This is a genomic window from Nonomuraea sp. NPDC049028 (genome assembly GCF_043197735.1).
GTDB lineage: Bacteria > Actinomycetota > Actinomycetes > Streptosporangiales > Streptosporangiaceae > Nonomuraea.
Map to the genome: position 1 here is coordinate 727,416 of NZ_JBICTR010000001.1, position 21,207 is coordinate 748,622.

Here is a 21,207-nt window from a genome sequence, read left to right on the forward strand (position 1 = left end):
CTGGTCAAAGGGGCCCGGCTCAGGCCGGGCCCTTTCGTCTGCCGCCCGCGCCGAGCAGGTACAGCAGGGCCCCACCACGAGCGGATCCAGACCGCCACGTCCGGCACCTCCTGCGCGTTGACGTGCGAGATGGCCCTGGGCAGCCGCCCCACAGCAGGTAGCGGGTGACCGCGCGGTCCTGCCGGATCTCCACGCCCATGTTCAGCGGCACCTCGACGCCGAGCAAGGCGAGCACCGCCAGGCCGAAGAAGCTCCAGTTGCCGAGGTTGATCCCGTGCTCGGCCGACGGGCTCCAGGCCGCGAAGTCCCACGGGTTCGTCGCCGCCGCGTTGCCCTGCAGCAGGTAGGCGAGCCCGGCCGCGAAGACGAACGCGATGATCCACCAGCCGAACGCGGCCGGACCGGCGCTCTGGATCACCGCGGCGTTCGTGATGAACAGCACGATCGCCACGAAGATGGCGACCATGTCGAACGTGGTGAGCACCTTCGGCAGGATCCCGCCCGCCACCCGCTCGGACAGCAGGTCGTCGCCGGACGTCGTCATGGGGCGGCCCCCCTCAGCAGCGGTTACCTGCCAAGATCCGCCGCGCACCGACCGGCGTCAAGCAGCCACGACCGCCGCGCTCCGACCGGCGTCAAGGAGCCACAGGCTCCGCGCGGAGTTTGGCGGAATGCTGTACCAGGGTGATCAGCACCTCCCTGCTCGAGTCGCGCTTCCTGGCGTCGCACATGATGATCGGGATTGACGGGTTCAGCTGGAGCGCCAGCCGTACCTCGTCGAGCTCGAACGTCCGCGAGCCCTCGAAGCAGTTGACCGCCACCACGAACGGCGTGCCACGGCGCTCGAAGTAGTCGATCGAGGGGAAGCAGTCGGCCAGGCGGCGGGTGTCGGCCAGGATGACCGCGCCCAGCGAGCCCTCGGCCAACTCGTCCCAGACGAACCAGAACCGCTCCTGCCCCGGCGTGCCGAACAGGTACAGCACGTAGTCGGGGCTGAGCGTGATGCGGCCGAAGTCCATCGCCACGGTCGTCGTCCGCTTGGCCTCTACGGATGAGATGTCGTCGATGCCGATGCCGCGGTCGGTCAGGATCTCCTCGGTCCGCAGGGGGCGCGTCTCGGAGACCGCGCCGACCAGCGTGGTCTTGCCCGCGCCGAAACCACCCGCGACCAGGATCTTGATCGCGGTCGGCAGGCGCGGGCGGTCAGAGCGATCGAAGGCCATCGAGCACCGCCCTGTACATCTTCATATCGTTCATGTCCACCTCGGATTGCGGTTCCTGGGCCGAGACGAGTTCCTTGTCGAACAGGTCGCCGAGGAGCACCCGGATCGTGCCCGCGGGCAGGTCCAGGTGCGCGGCGATCTCGGCGACGGACTTGGGCTCGCGGCAGAGCCGCAGGATCGACAGATGTTCGGGGTCGAGCCCGGCCTCGGGACCGGGCGTCGGGCCGATGGCCAGGGCCATGGAGATCAGGTCGAATTTGCCGTGGGTGGGCTGGGTCCGCCCCCGCGTCACCACGTAGGGCCGGATGATCTCCGGATCGACCCAGTGCTCGTCCTCGGGCCCGTCCGTGGGGCCGTGGCCAGGGGTGTTCACCGATCACCCCTGGCCACGGCCTCGACGCGGGCGCCCGAGGTGAGGTATTGGCCGACCCGGGCGACGAGCATGGCCATCTCGTAGGCGACCAGGCCGATGTCCGCGGTCTGCGCGCACAGGACGGCCAGGCACGCCCGTTCACCCGCCACGGTCACGATGAGGAATCGCGAGCGCCACTCCACCACCGTCTGCTTGACCACGCCACCGCTCACATGCTCCGACAGACCCTTGGCCAGGCTCTGCAGCCCGGAGGCCACCGCCGACAGATGCTCACCGTCGGTCCGCGGCAACGCCGCGGACGACGCCATCAGCAGCCCGTCGGAAGACAGGACGATGGCGTGCTCGGCCTCCTTGACCCGGCCGATCAGATCATCGAGCAGCCAGTTCAGATCCGTGCCGGAACCAGGTGTCACGTCTCGCCTCCCGGTTGCTCTCCTTCGAGCCCGTCCATGATTTTGGCCGCTTCGGTCCTGCCCAGCCTGGTGCCCGACTGCAGAGATCCCATCATCGCGCGGATCTCTTCTGGCGAGCGTTCGTCATCGTCCTCCTCGGGGTTCGGTCGCGTGGCGGGCGCCTCGTCACGCAGGGCGGGGGCAAGGCTGGCCTGTGGCACCCGCAAGGGCAGGCCGGAAGGGGTGAACTCGGCGGGGGGCTGATCCTGTGCGGGCTCCGGTCGCGCGCGCCTCGGCTCCGGACGGACGCGCTCCTGTTCGGACTCCGGGCGGACGCGTTCCCGTTCAGACCCCGGACGGACGCGCTCCCGTGCGGGCTCCGGTTCGGCGGGGTCACGGGGCGGAGCCACCGTCAGCCGGCGCACGTTCTCCGGAGCGGCCGTCCGCGCCGCCGTCGTGACCGCCTTCCTGCGGGGCAGCCGCGCCGGCTCATCGCCCTCCTCCGGCGCCTCTCCCAGCTGGACGAGCTCCTGGGGGATCAGGACCACGACCGTGGTCCCCCCGTACGGTGAGGACTTGAGCACGACCTGGATGCCGTGGCGCCCGGCCAGGCGGCTCACCACGAACAGTCCCAGGCGCGCGGTGCCGGTGATGCGGAACTCCGGCGGGTCCGCGATGCGCTCGTTGGCGGACTCCAGGTCCTCCGGCTTCATGCCGAGCCCACGGTCCTCGATCTCGACCACGTAGCCGTTGGCCACCAGCTGCCCGCGGACCTCGACGGTGGTGTAGGGCGGGGAGAAGGAGGCCGCGTTCTCGATCAGCTCGGCCAGCAGGTGGATGACGTCACCCACCGCGCGGCCCAGCAGCACGACGTCGCCCATCGGCATGAGCGTCACCCGGGTGTAGTCCTCCACCTCGGCCAGCGCGCCGCGTACGACGTCGACCATCGGCACCGAGCGGCGCCAGACACGGGCTGGGGAGGAGCCGGACAGCACGATGAGGTTCTCGGCGTTGCGCCGCATCCGGATGGCCAGGTGGTCCAGCCGGAAGAGCTCCTTCAGCTCCTCGGGGTCCGTCTCACGCCGCTCCATCACGTCGAGCACGGTCAGCTGCCGGTGCACCAGGCCCTGGGTCCTGCGGGCCAGGCTGAGCAGGATGTCGCGGATGCTGCGCCGCAGCTCGGCCTGCTCGGCGGCGACGCTGACCGCTGTGCGCTGCACGGTGTTGAACGCCTGGCCGACCTGCCCGATCTCGTCGTCACCGAAGTCCAGCGACGGGGCCTCGCGCGCCAGGTCCACCTCCTCGCCGTGCCCGATCCGCTCCACCAGACGGGGCAGCCGCTCGTCGGACAGCTCGTGCGCGGCGTCACGCAGCTTCTTGAGCTGCGCCAGCAGTTGCCTCGTGGTGGTGATGGACAGGACGATGGAGGCCACGACGGCGACCAGGCCGAGTCCGCCCGCCAGGAGCAGCCGGAGCAGAACCCCGATGGCGCCGGGAATGGCCCTGGCCACCAGCCGGTCGCCGCCGTCGGCGATGACCTTCTCCAGGCCCGCGCGCGCCGGTTCAGCCGCGGCCCGCCACTCGGCGCCGGTCACGGGCGGCGGCAGGCCCGTGTCGACCTGCTGGATGAGCCGCTGTTCCAGCGCGCGCAGCTGCGTGGTGGACTTGGACTTGAGCCACGCGTCGTATTCGGCCTTGTCCTCGGTGGGGAGCTGGCGGGCGGCCTGTTCCAGGTTGAAACGGGAGACGCCGGCGATCTGCACGAAGTCGGTGTGTTCGGTGGCGGTGAAGGCGCCTCTGGCCAGGGCCCCGGCGACGAGCGAGTCCTCGCGGGCCAGGTACTCGCTCGACCGGCTCACCAGCAGGACCGTGCGGGCATCCTTGGCGATCTCCTTGTCGTCGAGCGAGGCCACACCGTCGAACATGCGGTAGAGGGCGTCGATGATGTCGTTGTAGGAGGCGGCCGCCGCGCGGCGATCCGGCCGGCCGCCGTCGATCGCCTTCCTGACGTTCTCCAGGTCGGCCAGGCTGCGGTACGCCTCGTTCAGACGCTGGGTCAGCAAGGCGTCGGCGGCCAGTTCGACGCTGGAACTGGTGGCCGACTCGATGAACTCGGCGCGAGCGGCCGTGGTCTTCGAGCGCTGCTCGCGTACGGCCCGGTCGGGCATCCGTGTGCCGGAGCCGAGGGAGACCAGCGTGAGGCGTCGCTCGCGTTGCAGCTCGGCCAATAACCGTTCGGCCGGCTGCACCGCTCCGCTGTCGACAGTGGTGGCACCGATCAGGTTCACACCTTCGCGCAGCGTCACCCAGGCGGCGAACCCCCACAGTGCGACCAGCGACACCAGTAGGGCGGTCACTTTTGTCCGCACGCTAGAGCTACGGAAGCGCATATGAAGCCATCCTGCAGGAATTATTGCGTAAAGCCCGGAGTCAGAGCATTGATGAGCTTCTTGAATGCCCGAGCACGCGGCATACCTTAGCAACGCCGCAAAGTGTACTCAAGCCAGCGCAATCAGTTGAAATGCTGATATGCCCTTATTGTCCTATCAAATTCACTTTGCTGCCCAGATGGAGTGCGGCCAGGACGGCAGCTCTTACCACGGCGAAAGGACTGTAAAGGTCCTTGTCATGCCATAGAGGCGGATAGTCTGGCCCGTTGTTCGCGTGGACCAGGTAGGCGTGTCCTCGAGAGGCGGCTTGCTCGTAGCCGATGTTCCTGGCCGAACCGGGAAGCAGGAGCGCCTGGACGGCGTAGGCGGTCTCCTCGAGCGTGCCTTCCCAGCGGCCCCACGAGCCGTCGCTCCGCTGGGTGGCCAGCAGCCAGTCACGCGCCCTGGCCACCGGCCGGGCCCGGTCTTGCCCGCCATACTCGCTCAGGGCCAGCACACAGCTCAGCGTGGCGTAATAAGGGGAGGCGTGCCAGCGGTCGTCCCAGCTCCCGTCGGGCTGCTGACGCTCGGCCAGTAGCGCGCCCAGGCGTGCCATGACCGGCCGATAGGAGCCCGCCCGCTCGGGCCGGGCCGTCGTGTACGCCCCGAACGCGTCGAGCACGTGCGCGTTGACGCTGATGGAGAAACCGTCCTCGCCCGGCCAGGTGCAGAAATGCGCTCCCGTGTCGAACGCCATCAGGATCTCCGGGTCGTACGGCATGCCGAGCCGGGCCAGCGCGTGCAGCGCCACCGACGTCGTGTCGGCGTCGGCCGGCAGCCCCGGACCGGCGGGCGTGCCCGAGGGGCCCATCGCCGCCCTGAGGTCGGCCACCATCTCCGGCGGCACCTCGACCGGGACGCCCGCCCTGGCCAGATAGCTCAGCACCCAGCCGCGCTCGAAGACCGTGATGGGCAGCCCCACCGGGACCGGGCCACCGTAGCGAGTCGCCACGGCCTCCAGGTGGGATCGGGCCTGGGTGGCGTCCAGGAGCGCGCCACCCGGCCGGTCGGGGGCGTGCCGCAGGACGCTGCCGAGCCAGGCGGCGGTGGCGGCGGGCGAGGCGCCGATCGTGCCGATCGCCGTCGGCCGCACCGCGCGGGCGCCGCCCGCGTCCGGACCGGCCACCTCCAGTGCGTGCAGCAGCTTCTGCGGCAACTCCGCGCCCGACGCGACCGCCTGCCTGATGCGCTCGACGCGCGAGTAGTCCATCCCCGACGGCAACGGCAGTGGTTCGCCGGGGTGATGGGCGTTGATGAGAGTGATCAGGAACGGGACGATCAGCTCCACGGCCGGCATGTCCGGCACCTCGACGGGGTGCGACAGCCAGCCGCGCAGCGCGTCGAGCCCCTTGCGCGCGGCCTGGCCGAGGTGTTCCCCGCTCGGCGGGGTCTCGCGTCGTGAACCGTTTTCCGGGCGTTCGGCCTGTGCGCTGAACAGCGCTTCCGTGGCGCTCAGGGTGGGAACGAGGCCGTAGCCGTCGGGTGCCCCCCACGAGCCGTCGGCCCGCTGCGTGGCCAGCAGGTAGTCGATCCGCTCCCGGTGGCCGGTGAGCCAGGGGGCCAGCGTGACCAGGCGTCCTGTCTCGTAGATCGACGCGGAGACCTGCCCCCACGGTCTGGCCATCAGCGTGGCGACCAGCTCGTCGGCTTCGCGGGCGTAGTTCACAGCTCACCCCAGTAGTCAGACATGCCGTAGAAGCCGGTGTTGAAGGTCAGCTGCCGCTCCAGGTAGTACGCGGCGCGCGGGCCGGTCGCCCGCAGTGGCCGGATCAGTTCGGCGGCCCGGGCGGCGATCCCGGCCATGCGCTCGCTCACGTCGGCAGGGCTGATGCCCAGCGTGAGCGCGTTCGCGTCGCCCCAGCGGGCCTCCCTGTCGGCCGTCGCCAGGTCGTTGAGCAGCCGTAGGTAGCGCTGTACCTCTTCGCCGGCCCGGCTGGCCGGTTCGAGTGGCTCGCCGGTGGAGATCCAGTGCGACAGGTTGACGAAGGACGAGCCGGTGCCGGCCGCGTTGTCCAGGTACTCCTCCAGGCCGGGCCGGGCTCCGGCGGCGCGCCAGTCCCACTCCTTGGCCATCGCGGTCAGCATCCGCGCGAGCTGGTCGCGCCAGGCGGCGTCTGCCGGTTCGTTCTGGAAACCGTCACGGGATCTGTCGCGTCGCCGACCGGCTTCCTCGGGATCGTCTGGGAAGCCGTACCGGAGGCCGTCGCGGAGGTCGGCGAGGAAGCGGGTGATCGGGCTCAGGGGCGTGGCGCCGCCGGCCACGTCCAGGCAGTCGCCGACCAGGGCGGTGACCTCCGCGCGTGATTCGGCGATGTGGTCGATGCGCAGGTCGACGGCGAACACCCACAGCGCCGCCCGGCTGACCGCCCGGAGCTCGGCGGTGCTGGCCCAGGGCGAGCCGAAGGCGCTGACGAGCCCGAGGGAGTGGAAAAAGCCCGCGTCGAACGGCCGGGCCGGGAAGAGCTCGCCGTACCGCCGGGCATGACGGGACAGGTCACGGGCGCACTCCACGGCCAGCGCGCACGTTCTGCCCAGCTCGGCGCCTGTTGGTGGACCGGTCGGTGGGTCAGCCGGAAGGCCGGTCGTGGAGCCGGTTGGGGAGCCCGTTCGGAAGCCGGCGCCCGTCTGGACGCCGGTGGGGGAGTGTGTCATCGGCGGCCGACCGGCACGAGCGTCATCGACAGGCCGGTGGCCGGCCGCAGCGTGGAGGCCGGCCGGGGAGTGACCGGTCCGCCGGCGTCCAGCACCGGCCGGTATTTGCTGAGGACCCCCGCCACCAGCAGCAGCGCTTCCATCATGAACAGGTGCGGCCCCAGGCAGACGTGCGGCCCGGCGGCGAAGGGGAAGTAGGCGTAGCGGTGCCGCCTGCCCCCGCCATGAGCCTGGTCCGCGGGCGCGAACCGTTCGGGCAGGAAGTCGAGCGGCCGCTCCCACCAGTCCGCCAGCCGATGGGTCAGGAACGGGCTGAGCACGACGGTGCTGCCCGCCTCGATCCTGATCCCGTCGATGACGTCGTCCGCGCGGGCCGTACGCGGCAGGATCCAGCCCGGCGGGTAGAGCCGCAGCAACTCCTCCAGGAACATCCGCAGGTACGTGAGCCGCGGCAGGTGGTCCGTGGTGACCGGCCCGGCGCCGACGACCCGCTCGACCTCCTCGTACACCTTCGCCGCCACCTCCGGATGGGCGTCGAGCACCGGCCACACCCAGGTCAGCGCGGTGGCGGAGGTCTCGGTGGCGGCCCCGTGGATGGCCACCAGGTCGTCGCGGATCCGCCGGTCGCCGTCGGCGCCCACGTCGCCGTGGCGGGCCCGGCACAACGCCGAGACGACGTCGCCGTCCTCCTGCGCCTGCGTCCGCGCGTGGCGGATCGTCGGATACACGACGTCGTCGATGGTCCTGATGGCCCGCTTGAACGCCCGGTCGCCGGGCAGCGGGAATCCCTGGGGCACGAACGGCAGCAGCAGCCGGATGGACCTGGCGGTGACGCCGGTGTCGTAGGCGGGCGCCAGCCGGTCGACGTCCGCCGCGGGGAGCTTGGCGCCGAGCAGCAGTCGCACGATGGTCGGGTGGACGATGGCCGACACGCTCTCGGCGATGTCGAACGGCCGCCCGGGGACCATGACGGTCTCGATCAGCTCGGTCATGATCCCGGCCATCCGCCCGGCCAGCGAGTCGACGTACTTGGCGGTGAACAGGGGCTGCAGGATCGCCCTGCTGTCGGCCCAGGTGGGGCCGTCGGACAGGATGCCGTTGCCGATGAGCGGGGCGAGCGGGTCCCAGAACATGCCTTCGCGCAGGTAGTTGGACTGGTTGCGGCGCAGTACATGCTGGACGTGGTCGGGATGGGTCACCAGGTAGGGGCGGAACGGGCCCATGTTCAGCCGGACGAGCTCGCCACGGGCCCGGTCACTCGCCTCCTGGAAGGCGCGGACGGGGGTGCGCGCGTGCCTGGCCAATGAGCGGAGGAAGGGCAGGGTTCTGGCTGCGCGGCCTGGGGCGCTGGCTGGCACGTGCTCCTCCATCGCCCCGTCTCACATGACGGACATTCCTGACAAAAGTAAGCTATCGCGTGAAGTATCACATGATCGTCAGGGAAGTTTCAAGATCGAAGCCAGGTGGGAGCTCCCGATGAGTTGTGGCCGGTTCCCCGTGGTCAGGCCGGTCGGCGACGTGGTCGCCCGCTGCTCGATCCGGTTCGGCCGGTCCGAGGCTTGTCGAGCGACCCGGCGGTCGTGAGGTGGTCAGGGGCGGGAGGCTTCGTCCAGAAGGCGTAGTTCGTCGGCGGTCAGCGTGAGCGCGGCCGCCGTGAGGAGCGGCTGGAGCTGCCTGGCGTCGCGGGCGCTGGAGATCGGCGCGGTGATCGTGGGCTGGACGGCGAGCCAGGCCAGCGCCACCGCCGCCGGCTCGACGTCGTGCTCGGCGGACACCTTGGTGAGGGCCTCGATCGTCCGCGGCCCGCGCTCCGTCTCCAGGTATTTGGCCGCCTGTCCCGCGCGCGGGCTGTCGACCGTGACCCCCGGGGCGTACTTGCCGGTCAGGAAGCCGCGGGCCAGCGTGGAGTAGGGGGTGCTGGACAGCCCCTCCGCGGCCACGACGTCGCGCAGCCCGCCCTCGTAGTCGCGCTCCATCAGGCTGTACTGCTGCTGCAGCGCGACATACCTCGGCAGACCCTCGTCGTCGGCCACCCGCAGCGCCTCGGCCAGCCGTTCGGCGCCGTAGTTGGAGGCGCCGATGTGGCGGATCTTGCCCTCCTCGATCAGCTGCCCGAACGTGGCCAGCGTGTCGGCCAGCGGGGTGTCCTTGTCGTCGACGTGCGCCCAGTAGAGGTCGATCCGGTCGGTACGCAGCCGGCGCAGTGAGTCCTCGACGGCGGTACGGATGGTCGCGGGCGCCAGGCCCTTCACGCCCTCCAGCATGCCGACCTTGGTGGCCAGCACGATCGAGTCGCGGTTGCCGCGCTCCGCCATCCACTCACCGATGATCGTCTCGGAGGTGGACTCGCCGGTGGCCCAGTAGGGGTAGACGTCGGCCGTGTCGATGAAGTTGCCGCCGCCCTCGATGTACGCGTCGAGCACCTCGAAGGACGCCGCCCGGTCGGCGGTCCAGCCGAAGACGTTGGTGCCCAGGCATATCGGGAACACGGACAGGTCCGTGGTGGCGATTGATCTCAACTCAGAAGATCTCATCCGGCTATTATCCGCGCATCGAAAGGGGAGGCTTCGATGGCACCCCGGTTACGCGGCTGCCTGGTCGTCGGCGGCCTTCTCGTGGTGGTGGCGGTGGCCGTACTGCTCCATCGTGGTCGTGAGCCCGCCTCCCGGCCGGCTCCGTCGAGCGGCGCGCGGGCGGGCGAGGTGGCCGAGGTCGTCGAGGAGAAGCGGCTCGACGAGCGCAGGATGGAGCTGACGATCAGGTCGCCGGCCTTGGCCGGCATCACGAAGGTACGGCTGCTGCTGCCCTCGGGATGGGAGTCGCGGCGCGACTGGCCGGTGCTCTGGCTGCTGCACGGCGGCCTCGACGACTACGCCTCGTGGACCGCCAAGACCGACGTCGACGCGCTCACCCGCAACTCCGGGCTGATGGTCGTCATGCCCGACGGCGGCAAGTGCGGCAGCTACTCCGACTGGTGGAACGGCGGCGACGGCGGCCCGCCGCGCTGGGCGACGTACCACCTCAAGGAGTTGCTGCCGCTGCTCGAATCCCGCTACCGCGCCGGGCGGGAGCGGGCCGTCGCGGGCTACTCGATGGGCGGTCAGGGCGCGATGCTGTACGCCGCCAAGGGGTACTTCAAGGCCGCGGCCTCCTTCAGCGGAGCCGTGCACATCCTCGAACCCGGCGTACCGCAGGCCGTTATGGCGGGCACCACGATCGGCTGCTTCGGCACCGACTGGAAGCGCGTCTGGGGGGATCCGGCCGCGCAGCGCTCCGTCTGGCGCGCCCACAACCCCTACGACCAGGCCGGGAAGCTCAAGGGGGTTCAGCTGTACGTGGCCGCGGGCGCGGGCGACCTGGTCGAGGACCTCGCCAACCGGGCCGCACGGGCGTTCGCGGGGCGGCTTGAGCGGCTGGGTGTGCCCGTACGGACGCATTTCTATCGCGGCGGGCACAACCACGAGTCCTGGCAGCGGGAGCTGCACCGGGCCTACCCCATGCTCAGCCGGGCCATCGGCGCCCAGTGAGGATGTCGTCGACTTCCGTGCCCTTACCAGGGGCTACAGGGGGACGCTAGGGTGCGGCTGTGGAGGTCGGTGACGCGCGGACGCGCATTCTGGACGCGGCGGAGGAGCTGTTCGCCGGTGGCGGTTACGAGGCCACGCCGACCGCGGTCATCGCTCGGCTGGCCGCGGTACCCAAGGGGCTGATCTTCCACTACTTCCCGCGCAAGATCGACGTCCTGGTGGCGCTCATCGACGAACGCACGCTGGTCGAGGAGGGCCACGAGGTCGACGCGGTGCCCGGCGACCCGGCGGGCACACTGTCGCGGCTGGCCCGCAGGCTGCCGCTGCGCGCCTCGCCGGCGATGCGCCGCATCCTGTTCCGCGAGGCCGACACGCACGGCTCGGTCAAGGAACGGCTCGGCCGGCTCAACGGCGAGCTGATCAGCCGGGCCAGGTTCGCGCTGGAGCTGGCGCTACCGGGCGCTCGGGGCGACGCGGCCCGGCTGGAGGTGGCGGCGGCCACGTTCGCGGCCGTACTGCTCTACCAGGAGAACCTGTGTCAGCTAACCGGCCACCAGATCGATCCCGACGCGGTCGCGGAACTCATCGCCCACTCGCTCGTCTGACAGCTCGTCGAGGGCCGTCTCCAGGTGGGAGAGCAGCCCCCACACGTCGTCCATCCGCTCGGGGCAGGCCACCACGCCGAAGTCGAGCATGCCGTCGTAGGAGAAGCAGGTGATGTTCACGCCGCCGCTCATGTCGGTCAGCACCGACAGCGGGTAGTACGACAGGACCCGTCCCCCGCACAGGTAGAGCGGGAACTGCGGACCGGGCACGTTGCTGATGATCAGGTTGATCGGCGGGAACGTCACCGAGGCAAGCCGGAAGATCGCCGGAGTCGCCAGGCTGGTGATGGGCGCGGGCAGCAGCGAGCACAGCTCGTTCACCCAGGTGGGCGGCGCCAGGGCGAAGCGCCGTTTGGCCGCGCTCATCGTGGCGCCGACGGCCCGCAGGCGTCGCACCGGGTCGGCGACGTTCGTGGGCATCGGGGCGATCATGGCGGAGATCTGGTTGCCCACCGTCTCCCCGGCGCCGGCCGTACGGACCGCGACGGGGACCGCGACGACCAGCGGCTCGTCGGGCAGCGCGTTCCGCTCCTCCAGCCACGACCGCAGCGCCGACGTGCACAGGGCCATCACGATGTCGTTGACGCTCATCCCGTTGGCCTTGGCCACGCTCTTGACATCCTTGAGCGAGACCGACCCGAACGACAGATGGCGCCGCCCGCTGATCGGCCCGTTGAACGGCGTGCGCGGGACGGTCAGGCCGGGCAGCTCGGGGCGCCGCGTGTCGTCGCCGACGACGAACCTGGCCGCCCTGGCGATCAGCCGCGAGCCGGGAAGGGCGGAGGCCAGGGGGATCGCGTCGAGGTCACCGGCCGCCTTGACCACCGAGCGCATGGCGCGCATGGGGTGGGTCGCGGTCTGTACGGCGGCGGCGGCCAGCATGCCCACCAGGCCGGGCGCCTGCCCTTCGGGGACCAGGTCCAGCGCCTTGCCCGGCGTCTGGTCCGTCTCGTGTGGTGTTTGGTCCGGCCGGTTCGCCTGGTGCGGCGTCCGGCCTGATCGGCAGCCGGCCGGCAGCGGGTCGCGGGCGTCGGGGGAGAGGTCGAGCAGGGTGGCGAGCGTCTCCGCGCCGGAAACGCCGTCGATGGCCGCGTGGTGCACCTTGGTGTAGACGGCGGCCAGGCCGTCGGCCAGCCCGTTGATCAGGTGCATCTCCCACAGCGGATGGGCCCGGTCGAGCCGCCGGGCGTGGATCGCCGCCACCGTCTCGGCCAGCTGCCGCTCGCCGCCGGGCGGGAGCAGTGTCGTCTCGAACAGGTGGTTGCCGATGTCGAACTCGGTGTCGGGCACCCAGTAGGGCCGGTCCAGCCCGAACGGCACCTCCGCCAGCCGCAGGCTCAGCGCCGGCGACAGATGCAGCCGCTCCAGCAGCAGGGCCGCGAGATTGTCACGGGTGACACGGCCCTTGGAGGGGTCGAGGATCGCCAGGCCCGCCACATTGGCGGCGGTGGTCGCGGATTCGACGTTGAGGAACTGGGCGTCGAGCGCGGTGAGCTGGCGCATCTGCTCTCCCTTTCTCACGGAATCTGGCCACCATCACATGCGAGGATTGCCGCGACGTTTCCGCGAGAGTCTTCCAGATGAATTCGGATGCGCTGTGCCATCATTTAGTAAATACGCAGCTCACCCCCGATAGGTGACAATTCCCTATCCGTGGACAACGGAAACAGGGTGCCGCACGACAGCGTCGAAGTGATATCCGAACGGGTGGTGCGGCGTCGTCGGCGGCTGCGTCTCGCCCGTCTCGTCGGTCGCCCTCGCCATCAGCTCGTACGGCCCCGGCCGCCGGGGCGTCCAGCCGATGTGCCACGGCAACCAGGCGCTGACCAGGTGCGGGCCGTGGTGTACGGCCCGCCGCCAGCTCAGTCCGCCGTCTACGCTGACCTCGACCCGGACGATCCGTCCCCGCCCCGACCACGATCTGCCGTGCAGGATGTGCGGCCGGCCGACCACCAGGCGCGCATTCCACGCCAGCTCGAAAGCGCTCTTCACCGGCTGGGTCGTCACGTCGCGGTAAAAGACGGTGTTCCACGGGGAAGTGAGCTCTCGGGTCGCCACCTCGATATCACCCAGCCATTTGATCGACGCTATTCCCACCCAGCCCGGCACCACCAGGCGTACCGGAAATCCGTGGTCGGGCGGGAGCGGCCGGCCGTTCATCTCGTACGCGACGAGCACGTCGGCCATGGCCTTGTCGACCGGGAGCGGCCGGCGTACGTGCCCGTAGTCCTCGAACGGCGCGTCGAGACCGCTCGGCAGCAGGTCCACGGCATCGGGCCGCAGTCCCGCGTGCCGGAGCAGGTAACTGAGCGGCACCCCGCGCCACCGCGCCACCCCGATCGCGCCCAGTCCCCACTGCGTGCCCGGGGCGGGGTTGCGCTGCTGCGTCGCGTACAGGCGTCGGCCGTTCCCGGCGCACTCGATCGCGACGTCGACGGTGCGTGACGGCATGGCACGGAGCTGGTCGTAGTCGTACTCGCCCGGACATCGCAGCCCGGGTCCGTGGAGCCGCAGCCGCCAGGTCGTGGGGTCGATGCGGGGCGTGTACGTATGATTTCGCACGAAAAATCGGTCTATAGGGGTGTGGTATCCCTGCCCGGCCATGGCTTCCCACCGCATCTCGGCGCTGCCGTCGTGCACGGTGAACAGCTGGGCCGGCAGCAGTTTGACGATCGTCGCAAGAGCTTGCTCCATGGGCCGCTACCTCCACAGCATGTATTTCCTACAGGGAAACCATTTAATCGCTGTGGCGGAGTCCGTGCCAGGCTGGCGCCACCACCTTTCCAGGTGATGGTGAATCGCGCAGGAGGCGTCATGAGGTCGCGGGGGAGGTCGCCTGGTTTCCGTGCAGGCCGGCGTGGCGCATCTGCTCGCGGTAAGCCGCTTATCCCGTGGAATAAGCGGGCACGGGGGACAAGGAAGATGAACCGGGCCAGGTTCGGCGCTGGGCGGGGGCCGCCGTCGAGCCTGACATCGTCGATCAGCTCTGTCGATCAGCTCTGTCGATCAGCTCTGTCGATCAGCTCCGTCGCCCAGCTCCCTCGCCCAGCTCGTGTCGCCTTTCACAGCGCGGTGCCGGTCTCCTCGGCCAACCTCTGCAGGAGGCGGTCCTGGAACGCTTCGTCGTGGACGGCGTGATGCGGCTGCAGCCGCTGACGGTGGTACCAGTAGCCGCCGGTGGTCAGGGCCTCGGGTTCGCCGCTGGAGGCGAGCCATTCCTGTGTCTGATGGCCGAGCTCGAGGTCGTCCGGTGCGCTCGGTCCGCCCATCCTCGTCGGCACCCAGCCCGGATCCACGGCGTTGCTCGGCACCCCGGGACGCAGGCGAGCTACGGCGGCCGCGAGCGTGGTGACGAACAGCTTGCTGTCGGAGTACGAGCCGGCGCTCTGGCCTCGCCAGTCGACTCCGGTGAGCGACGGGCGCCCGTCGAAATGCGAGCTGCTGCTCAGGTACACCAGGCGGCGCGGCCCACGCACCAGGGCCGTGAGCAGATACGGTGCGATGATGTTGACCGGCATGACCGCGGGTCCGCTCCACACGCCGGCGTTGTGGATGACCGCGTCGAGCGGCTCCGCCTCGTTCAGCTCGGCTGCGATGCGCCGGACGGCATCACGCTCGGTGAAGTCGCCCACCACGAGGTGTGCCCCACGCTCGACCAGCGCGTCGAGGCCGGCCGCACGCTCCCGGTTGCGGGCGTGCACCACCACGTCGTGTCCCGCGGACAACAACGCATCCGCTGCGGCACGCCCGAGACCGTCCGCGGAACCGGTCACCAGGATCCGGCTCAAGAGTTCACCACCTGCTTTCGTCTCGGGGCTCAACCTGAGAAGACCTGCTTCGCGGTCGTGATCGCGGTCATGGCCTTCGGCCAGCCGGCGTAGAAGGCGAGGTGGGTGATCGCCTCGATGAGCTCGGTCTCGGTGACGCCGTTCTCCTTGGCGCGCCCGAGGTGGAAGCGGAGCTGATCGGCGTCGCCGCCGGCGACAAGGGCGGCGACGGTGATCAGGCTGCGGTCGCGGGCGGCCAGCTCTGTACGATTCCACACGTCCTCGAACAGGACGTCGTCGGTGAGCTCGGCGAGCTTCGGCGCGAAATCGCCGATCATGCGGCGTCCGCCGCCGATCTGCCGGGGTTGCTCGGTCATCGAAGATCCTTTCGCTGGCCGTCCTTCGGCCCTGCGGCGCGGCGGCCGCTGCGGAACCGAGACCGGAACCAAGATCGGGTCCCGGAACCCAGACCCGGAACCGGGTCTGGGTTCCGGGACCGGGATCGCCGGTGTACCTCGGCACTGCTGCTGTCGGAGCGGGAAGAAGGACGGGTTTACCTGGTCAGTGGCTGCGGGCGCGGTTGTACTGCTCGTCGGTGACCGGCTCGTTCCAGGTGGTTTCGGTGCTGCCGTCGCCCGCGCCTTCCCACATGGCCAGGTGCTCCATGAAGCGGTCGGGGGTGGCGCCGTGCCAGTGCTCCTCGTTCGGGGGGCAGCGCACGGTCTGGCCGGGATGGGCTTCGAAGACGGTGCCGTCGCGAGTGCCGATCAGCGCGACGCCGGACACGACGTGCAGGGTTTGGCCCAGTACGTGGGAGTGCCAGTGGGTACGGGCGCCGGGGGAGAAACGGACCATGTTGGCACGCATCCGGGACGGCTCCTGGCCCGCGTAGATCACGTCGAACCAGACGTCGCCGGTGAACCAGTCCGCGGGGGCCTTGGTGGTGGCCTGCTGTTTGACGAATTCCATGGTGTTTCTCTCAGACGTACGAGGTTGTGAGCTGTGTCAGGTGTGGGCCAGGCCGGGCGGCGTCGACCTGCGCGAGGAGTTCGGTGCCCCTTCAGGTAACCGGCTTTACGTCCAGGCAAACAGGTCCTGTCGAAAGGTGTACTGGCAGTACCCCCTCGGTTGGAGTCCCGTTGGCCGAGGTCAACGGAGCGGCGGCAAGTTTTGGGCATGGCATGGGGCCTCGACATCTCGACCTTCACGGGCGGACTCCTAGCGTGGATTTCAGGTACACAGCGAGGGGGCCGCGATGTTCATCCAGGTCATTCAGGGACAGGTCGGGGACGTTGGCGAGATGCGGGCGGCGTTGGACCGATGGCACGCCGAGCTCGCGCCAGGGGTGGACGGCTGGCTCGGTACGACGGCCGGCGTGACGGACGACGGCATGTTCGTGAACACGGTGCGTTTCGAGTCGCAGGAGGCGGCGCGGCGCAACAGCGAGCGGCCGGAGCAGGGTCAGTGGTGGGCCGAGACCCAGAAGCTCTTCAGCGGCGAGGTCACCTTCCACGACTGCGCCGAGGCGTACACGTATCTGAAGGGCGGGTCCGATGCGGCGGGGTTCGTCCAGGTGATGCAGGGCCGGGTCCGGGACTTCCAGCGGATGCGGGAGATCACCGCCCAGAGCGAGCGGGACATGGCCGCATTCCGGCCCGACCTCATCGGCGGGTTCGCCGCGCTGCACGGGGACGGCGGATACACCGAGGTCGCGTACTTCACCTCTGAGCAGGCAGCCAGGGACGGCGAGGGCAAGGAGCTCCCGGCCGAGATGCGGGAGCTCTTCGAGCAGTGGAAGGACCTGTTCGACGGCGAACTCACCTACTTCGACCTGCGCGGCCCGTGGCTGTATTCGCCCCCACAGGCCGCCTGAGCTTCCCGCAGGGCGTGGCTGATGGGCTGCTTGCGCAGGCTCTCCGGGTCCGCCGTTCGGGGACGCTGATGGGCGAGGTTGAGCTCAGGGTGAATGATCGGGTGCTCGATTGGGGACGAGGGAGTCGAAGGTCTCGCCGGTGTTGAGGTGCCGAATGAGGGACTCCAAGCCCTGCCGATCCCCGTTGGCTCGGAGCCAGCGGTCTACTTGGCAGGCGGCCTTGGCATACGTGTTCGTATCCTTGCTGGCCGTACTCAGCCACTCGTCTAAAGAGACGGGCAACGGAGCGGTCGGTAGGACCAGACAGCGGTCGCCGGTCGTTCGCGGGGCGAGGTAGCGGGGGTCGTCGGAGACGACTACGGCGAGGCCCTCGTCGAACCACTGCGGGACCTCTGCCCCGGAGGTGAGGCGGGTGTGGAGCTCGACGTGGGACATCTCGTGTGAAGCGATCACTGCGTCGAGGCCGCGAGGCGACAGCATTACGGAGCGGTTCAGAACGGCGATGCCACGCTCGTTGTGGCCGCCGATGTGCTGGTAGCACTCCTCGGTGGCGCAGATGAGCAGGCTGGGTGAGCTCTTTCTGCCGCCGTAGAAGGTGTCGACCCTCTTCGTGGCGGCGTCGACCGTCTGGCTGACCTGTGAACGTTGCTGGGGCGATAGGTCACGCTCGATGTAGACACCGGGGCGGAGCTCTGTCAGGCCGTAGCAGCCGGGGCACGTCGTGGCGGCCACGGAGGGGTAGGCCACCGCCACGCCGGCGACGGCGGCGACGAGCAGCACGGCCAGTGCTGCGAGAGCCCGGGTCCAGATCTTGCGGGCTCTCGATCGCTTGGGCGCCGGTGGCATGATCGCCGTCCTTTCGTGGGGTGAAGGTGGGACTACTTTCGCGTAATCCGTTGGTGGCCACATCCACCTGTGGGTGGTCATTCTCCGGGTGGACTGCCCCGTCTTGTGATGACTCAGCCGCCGGAGGAGTGGGTCAGGGACGGCTCCGTTCACGTTCGTCACTGACGGTGTTGAGGGCGTGTTCACCGATGGTGTTGAAAGTGCGTTGGCGCGGGCTCGGGCGGTGGCCGGAGATCGGGGCGTCGCGATCGGTGGCGGGGCCGATATCGGACGGCGGGTTTCTACGTGCCGGGCTCATCGACGACCTGCGCATCCAGACCTGCGTATCCATCTGGCGCCCGTACCAATGGGGGAAGGGATCAGGTTGTTCGAGGTCGGGAGCGAGCAGGTCCGGCCGCACCGGACCCAGGTGCTGGGGTCTCCGTTCGCCACACACCTGAGGTTGGAGGTGGCGAAGAAGTCGCGCGGCGCGGCGGCTCAGGGGGTGTCTTGAGAGATCACCGCGCCTGAGCCCGTTCCGCGCGGGCGATCGAGCGATGGCCGCGCCTGTCGGCTGAGAAAGGCGAGCAGGTGATGGCCGCGCCTGTCGGCGACGAAAGCGAGCAGGCGATGGCCGCGCCTACCGGCCGAGGAAGGTGAGCAGGCGCTCCAGCGGCCAGGTGTTGATGACGTCATCCGTGGTCAGCCAGGCGCGCTGGGCGATCCCGATGCCGAACCGCTGGTTGGCCAGGTGAGGGATGGCGTGTGAATCGCTGTCGATCGAGAACTTCACCCCGTGGTGCTTGGCCAGGCGGACCAGGTCCGCGGGCAGGTCCGAGCGGTCAGGGAAGGAGTCGATCTCCATGGCCGTCCCGGTGCGGCCGGCCGCGCGGAAGACGGCGTCCCAGTCGGCGTCCACCTGCGGGCGCTTGCCGATCTTGCGGGTGGTCGGGTGGCCGATGATGTCCACGTACGGGTCTTCGCAGGCGGCGATGAAGCGGTGGGTCATCTCGTCGCGGGACATGCCGAAGTGCGAGTGGACCGAGGCGACGCACACGTCGAATTCGCGGAGGATCTCGCCGGGCCAGTCGACGGAGCCGTCGGGGGCGATGTTGAGTTCGGTGCCGTGCAGGATCCGCATGTCGGGATATTTCTGTTGCAGCTCCGCGACCTGCTGCCGCTGCTCCAGCGCCTTGTCCAGGGTCATCCGCTGCATGGCCAGGTCGGGGGCGTGGTCGGTGACGGCGTAGTAGAGGTAGCCGCGGGCGTGTCCCGCCGCCACCATGTCGGCCAGCGAGGCGATGCCGTCCGTCAGGTTGGTGTGCGTGTGCAGGTCGCCCTTGAGGTCGGGGAGCTGGAGGAGATCCGGCAGCTCGTGGCGGAGCGCGGCCTTCACCTCGCCGCCGTCCTCGCGCATGGGCGGGGGTACGAACTGCATGCCGAGCGCGGCGTAGATGTCCTCCTCGGACTCCGAGGCGATCACCGTCTCACCCTCGAACAGTCCGTATTCGGAGAGCTTCCAGCCCTTCTTCACCGCCATCTCCCGGATGGCGACGTTGTGCTCCTTCGAGCCGGTGAAGTATTGCATCGCCGCGCCCCACGACTGGGCCGGCACCACGCGCAGGTCCACCTGAAGGCCCGACATGGTGCGGATCGACGTCTTCTTGTCGCCCGCCGCGATGATCTCCGCGACATAGGGCTGGGCGCGGAAGTCCGCCATGATGGACTCGGGCGCCACGGCCAGGATGTCGATGTCGCCGATCGTGTCCTTCATCCGCCGCAGTGACCCGGCGTAGGCGATCCGCTCGGCCTTCAGCGAGGCCATCACCTGCTCGGCCAGGGACATGGCGACGCCGATGTGCACCCGGCGGCCCGACTGCTCGAGCTGCTCGATGCCCTTGAGGAGGTTGGCGAGGGTCTTGGGGCCGAGCCCCTTGACGCCGTCGAGCCGCCCGGAGGTGATCGCCTCGCCGAGGGCCACGGGCGAGTCGATGCCGTAGTCCTCGAACAGCATGATCGCCGTCTTCGGCCCCAGCGTCGGCACGCGGGTCAGCCGCCGCACCCCTTCGGGCACCCGCCCGCGCAGGTCGTCGAGCTGGCGGAAGCTCCCGCGCTGCAGGAACTCCTCCATCTTCTTGGCGATCGCCTCGCCCACGCCCGGCACACTCCGGACGTCGGCCACCGAGATGTCCTCGGGGAACCCGGCGATCGCCTTGGCGGCCTTCTGGTAGCTCCGCACCCGGAACGCGTCGCCGCCGGTCAGCGCGAACAGCTCCGCGTATTCGGAGAGCGCCGCCGCCGCATCATCGTTAGCCCTAGCCATGGAGCCAGCTTAGGGATCCCCTCCGACAAACGGCGAGGCCGATGCGCGCGACGGCGGCGCGGGGCTACATACGCACTTCGCGCGGCCGGTAAGGCTCCGCGAGGGAGGCCAGGTCCTTGTCAGAAAGCGACACCGACACCGCGGCGAGCGCGTCGTCCACATGGCCCGGCTTGGTGGCGCCCACGATGGGGGCCGTGACGGTCGGCTGCTGGAGCACCCAGGCCAGGGCGACCTGGGCGGCCGGCAGCTCGTGCTCGCGCGCGAGCTCCGCCACCCGGTCAAGGATGAGCTGGTCGTTGTCGGGGTCGTAGAGGGCGTCGATGCGCGCGTCGGAGCCGGCCCTGGTCGTCGACTGGGCCGCGCCCGCGCGGGCCAGCACGCCGCGCGCCAGCGGGCTCCACGGGATCACGCCCACGCCCTGGTCCGCGCAAAGCGGGAGCATCTCCCGCTCCTCTTCCCGGTAGAGCAGGTTGTAGTGGTTCTGCATGGACACGAACCTGGTCCAGCCGTTCTCCCGCGCCACATGCTGGGCCTTGGCGAACTGCCACGCCCACATCGACGAGGCCCCGATGTAGCGGACCTTGCCCGCCTTGACCACGTCGTGCAGCGCCTCCATGGTCTCCTCGATGGGCGTCTCGTCGTCCCACCGGTGGATCTGGTAGAGGTCCACGTAGTCGGTGCCCAGCCGGCGCAGCGAGGCGTCGATCGCGTCGAAGATGTGCTTGCGCGACAGGCCCCGGTCGTTGCCTCCCTTGCCCATCGGGAAATAGACCTTGGTGGCCAGTACGTAGTCCTCGCGCCTGGGGAAGATCTTGCGTAGCAGGTTTCCGGTCACGACCTCGCTCTCGCCGGCGCTGTAAACGTCGGCTGTGTCGAAGAACGTGACCCCACCGTCGGCTGCCCGGCGGACGAGCGGTTCGGCCTGGTCCTCGGGCAGCGCCCACTCCTGCCTGGCCGGATCCCCGAAACTCATCATGCCGAGGCAGATGCGCGAGACCCGCAGGCCGGTGTCACCAAGTCGTCTGTAATCCATAGCGGCAACCCTATGACGACGTCACGCGGCCTAAGTCAGGCGGGTGCGGGCAGAAAGTTCTGCTCGAAGCCGACATTGCGCTTTACAGAACGCGGTACATCGGGTCGATTGGAGAGGGACAACGGACGGTTCGGTGCTCGTGACGCAGCGCGACGGGGGACAAGTGAATGGATTAGGAAGCGAGC

General features: G+C 69.6%; 20 protein-coding genes. 3 read left to right on the forward strand and 17 right to left on the reverse strand.

Annotated features, from left to right (window positions below; genetic code table 11):
- Positions 1 to 19: 19 nt before the first annotated feature.
- The 9 genes from ACGFJ2_RS03310 to ACGFJ2_RS03350 form a co-directional block, all read right to left on the reverse strand.
- Complete coding sequence (locus ACGFJ2_RS03310; RefSeq protein ID WP_393464153.1) at positions 20 to 544, reverse strand: hypothetical protein; 525 nt, start codon at positions 542 to 544, stop codon at positions 20 to 22.
- Between the two features lie 91 nt (positions 545 to 635).
- The gene (locus ACGFJ2_RS03315; RefSeq protein ID WP_357951161.1) at positions 636 to 1,223 is read right to left on the reverse strand and encodes an ATP/GTP-binding protein; all 588 of its coding nucleotides are present in this window, start codon (positions 1,221 to 1,223) and stop codon (positions 636 to 638) included.
- Positions 1,204 to 1,596, reverse strand: a complete 393-nt coding sequence (locus ACGFJ2_RS03320; RefSeq protein ID WP_357951163.1) for a DUF742 domain-containing protein — start codon at positions 1,594 to 1,596, stop codon at positions 1,204 to 1,206. Before ACGFJ2_RS03320 ends, ACGFJ2_RS03315 begins: the two co-directional genes overlap by 20 nt.
- The gene (locus ACGFJ2_RS03325) at positions 1,593 to 2,009 is read right to left on the reverse strand and encodes a roadblock/LC7 domain-containing protein (RefSeq protein ID WP_393464157.1); all 417 of its coding nucleotides are present in this window, start codon (positions 2,007 to 2,009) and stop codon (positions 1,593 to 1,595) included. Before ACGFJ2_RS03325 ends, ACGFJ2_RS03320 begins: the two co-directional genes overlap by 4 nt.
- Entirely contained in the window at positions 2,006 to 4,345 is a 2,340-nt protein-coding gene (locus ACGFJ2_RS03330; RefSeq protein WP_358183053.1) for a nitrate- and nitrite sensing domain-containing protein, read from the reverse strand. Before ACGFJ2_RS03330 ends, ACGFJ2_RS03325 begins: the two co-directional genes overlap by 4 nt.
- Before the next feature lie 178 nt (positions 4,346 to 4,523).
- Entirely contained in the window at positions 4,524 to 6,083 is a 1,560-nt protein-coding gene (locus tag ACGFJ2_RS03335; RefSeq protein ID WP_393464160.1) for a prenyltransferase/squalene oxidase repeat-containing protein, read from the reverse strand.
- Positions 6,080 to 7,069 carry a terpene synthase family protein gene (locus ACGFJ2_RS03340; RefSeq protein WP_393464163.1) on the reverse strand — a complete coding sequence of 330 codons (990 nt, stop codon included), beginning with the start codon at positions 7,067 to 7,069 and terminating at the stop codon, positions 6,080 to 6,082. Before ACGFJ2_RS03340 ends, ACGFJ2_RS03335 begins: the two co-directional genes overlap by 4 nt.
- Complete coding sequence (locus ACGFJ2_RS03345; RefSeq protein WP_393464166.1) at positions 7,066 to 8,427, reverse strand: cytochrome P450; 1,362 nt, start codon at positions 8,425 to 8,427, stop codon at positions 7,066 to 7,068. Before ACGFJ2_RS03345 ends, ACGFJ2_RS03340 begins: the two co-directional genes overlap by 4 nt.
- 231 nt (positions 8,428 to 8,658) lie before the next feature.
- The gene (locus tag ACGFJ2_RS03350) at positions 8,659 to 9,603 is read right to left on the reverse strand and encodes an aldo/keto reductase (protein ID WP_393464169.1); all 945 of its coding nucleotides are present in this window, start codon (positions 9,601 to 9,603) and stop codon (positions 8,659 to 8,661) included.
- Between the two features lie 36 nt (positions 9,604 to 9,639).
- On the opposite strand from ACGFJ2_RS03350, the gene ACGFJ2_RS03355 reads away from it, so the two are divergent.
- Together ACGFJ2_RS03355 and ACGFJ2_RS03360 are read left to right on the forward strand one after the other, a co-directional pair.
- Positions 9,640 to 10,596 carry an alpha/beta hydrolase gene (locus ACGFJ2_RS03355; protein WP_393464172.1) on the forward strand — a complete coding sequence of 319 codons (957 nt, stop codon included), beginning with the start codon at positions 9,640 to 9,642 and terminating at the stop codon, positions 10,594 to 10,596.
- Between the two features lie 59 nt (positions 10,597 to 10,655).
- Entirely contained in the window at positions 10,656 to 11,201 is a 546-nt protein-coding gene (locus ACGFJ2_RS03360; RefSeq protein WP_357951183.1) for a helix-turn-helix domain-containing protein, read from the forward strand.
- Here the strand turns inward: ACGFJ2_RS03360 and ACGFJ2_RS03365 are convergent.
- The 5 genes from ACGFJ2_RS03365 to ACGFJ2_RS03385 form a co-directional block, all read right to left on the reverse strand.
- A complete protein-coding gene (locus ACGFJ2_RS03365) occupies positions 11,139 to 12,704 on the reverse strand; it encodes a wax ester/triacylglycerol synthase family O-acyltransferase (RefSeq protein ID WP_393464175.1) in 1,566 nt (521 codons plus the stop codon). The two genes, ACGFJ2_RS03360 and ACGFJ2_RS03365, sit on opposite strands and share 63 nt — an antisense overlap.
- Before the next feature lie 144 nt (positions 12,705 to 12,848).
- Entirely contained in the window at positions 12,849 to 13,895 is a 1,047-nt protein-coding gene (locus tag ACGFJ2_RS03370) for a sulfite oxidase (RefSeq protein ID WP_393464178.1), read from the reverse strand.
- 368 nt (positions 13,896 to 14,263) lie between these two features.
- Positions 14,264 to 14,989, reverse strand: a complete 726-nt coding sequence (locus tag ACGFJ2_RS03375; protein WP_393464181.1) for an SDR family NAD(P)-dependent oxidoreductase — start codon at positions 14,987 to 14,989, stop codon at positions 14,264 to 14,266.
- Between the two features lie 29 nt (positions 14,990 to 15,018).
- Positions 15,019 to 15,345 carry a carboxymuconolactone decarboxylase family protein gene (locus ACGFJ2_RS03380; RefSeq protein ID WP_357951193.1) on the reverse strand — a complete coding sequence of 109 codons (327 nt, stop codon included), beginning with the start codon at positions 15,343 to 15,345 and terminating at the stop codon, positions 15,019 to 15,021.
- Between the two features lie 184 nt (positions 15,346 to 15,529).
- The gene (locus tag ACGFJ2_RS03385) at positions 15,530 to 15,937 is read right to left on the reverse strand and encodes a cupin domain-containing protein (RefSeq protein WP_357951195.1); all 408 of its coding nucleotides are present in this window, start codon (positions 15,935 to 15,937) and stop codon (positions 15,530 to 15,532) included.
- Positions 15,938 to 16,223: 286 nt separating this feature from the next.
- Here ACGFJ2_RS03385 and ACGFJ2_RS03390 point away from each other — a divergent pair, with 286 nt between their 5' ends.
- Positions 16,224 to 16,841, forward strand: a complete 618-nt coding sequence (locus ACGFJ2_RS03390; RefSeq protein WP_393464184.1) for a hypothetical protein — start codon at positions 16,224 to 16,226, stop codon at positions 16,839 to 16,841.
- Between the two features lie 84 nt (positions 16,842 to 16,925).
- Here ACGFJ2_RS03390 and ACGFJ2_RS03395 read toward each other — a convergent pair whose 3' ends face one another.
- The 3 genes from ACGFJ2_RS03395 to ACGFJ2_RS03405 form a co-directional block, all read right to left on the reverse strand.
- A complete protein-coding gene (locus tag ACGFJ2_RS03395) occupies positions 16,926 to 17,621 on the reverse strand; it encodes a hypothetical protein (RefSeq protein ID WP_393464186.1) in 696 nt (231 codons plus the stop codon).
- Between the two features lie 685 nt (positions 17,622 to 18,306).
- The gene (gene polX, locus ACGFJ2_RS03400) at positions 18,307 to 19,989 is read right to left on the reverse strand and encodes a DNA polymerase/3'-5' exonuclease PolX (protein WP_393464188.1); all 1,683 of its coding nucleotides are present in this window, start codon (positions 19,987 to 19,989) and stop codon (positions 18,307 to 18,309) included.
- A 64-nt stretch (positions 19,990 to 20,053) separates the two neighbouring features.
- Positions 20,054 to 21,022 (reverse strand): aldo/keto reductase, encoded by a 969-nt coding sequence (locus tag ACGFJ2_RS03405; RefSeq protein WP_393464190.1) that lies wholly within the window; start codon positions 21,020 to 21,022, stop codon positions 20,054 to 20,056.
- Between the last annotated feature and the right edge of the window lie 185 nt (positions 21,023 to 21,207).

Coding starts and splice junctions, on each gene's coding strand:
- ACGFJ2_RS03310 (WP_393464153.1), bottom strand. CDS start 544: ATGACGACGTCCGGCGACGACCTGCTGTCCGAGCGGGTGGCGGGCGGG.
- ACGFJ2_RS03315 (WP_357951161.1), bottom strand. CDS start 1,223: ATGGCCTTCGATCGCTCTGACCGCCCGCGCCTGCCGACCGCGATCAAG.
- ACGFJ2_RS03340 (WP_393464163.1), bottom strand. CDS start 7,069: ATGACACACTCCCCCACCGGCGTCCAGACGGGCGCCGGCTTCCGAACG.
- ACGFJ2_RS03350 (WP_393464169.1), bottom strand. CDS start 9,603: ATGAGATCTTCTGAGTTGAGATCAATCGCCACCACGGACCTGTCCGTG.
- ACGFJ2_RS03355 (WP_393464172.1), top strand. CDS start 9,640: ATGGCACCCCGGTTACGCGGCTGCCTGGTCGTCGGCGGCCTTCTCGTG.
- ACGFJ2_RS03365 (WP_393464175.1), bottom strand. CDS start 12,704: ATGCGCCAGCTCACCGCGCTCGACGCCCAGTTCCTCAACGTCGAATCC.
- ACGFJ2_RS03370 (WP_393464178.1), bottom strand. CDS start 13,895: ATGGAGCAAGCTCTTGCGACGATCGTCAAACTGCTGCCGGCCCAGCTG.
- ACGFJ2_RS03380 (WP_357951193.1), bottom strand. CDS start 15,345: ATGACCGAGCAACCCCGGCAGATCGGCGGCGGACGCCGCATGATCGGC.
- ACGFJ2_RS03385 (WP_357951195.1), bottom strand. CDS start 15,937: ATGGAATTCGTCAAACAGCAGGCCACCACCAAGGCCCCCGCGGACTGG.
- ACGFJ2_RS03390 (WP_393464184.1), top strand. CDS start 16,224: ATGTTCATCCAGGTCATTCAGGGACAGGTCGGGGACGTTGGCGAGATG.
- polX (WP_393464188.1), bottom strand. CDS start 19,989: ATGGCTAGGGCTAACGATGATGCGGCGGCGGCGCTCTCCGAATACGCG.
- ACGFJ2_RS03405 (WP_393464190.1), bottom strand. CDS start 21,022: ATGGATTACAGACGACTTGGTGACACCGGCCTGCGGGTCTCGCGCATC.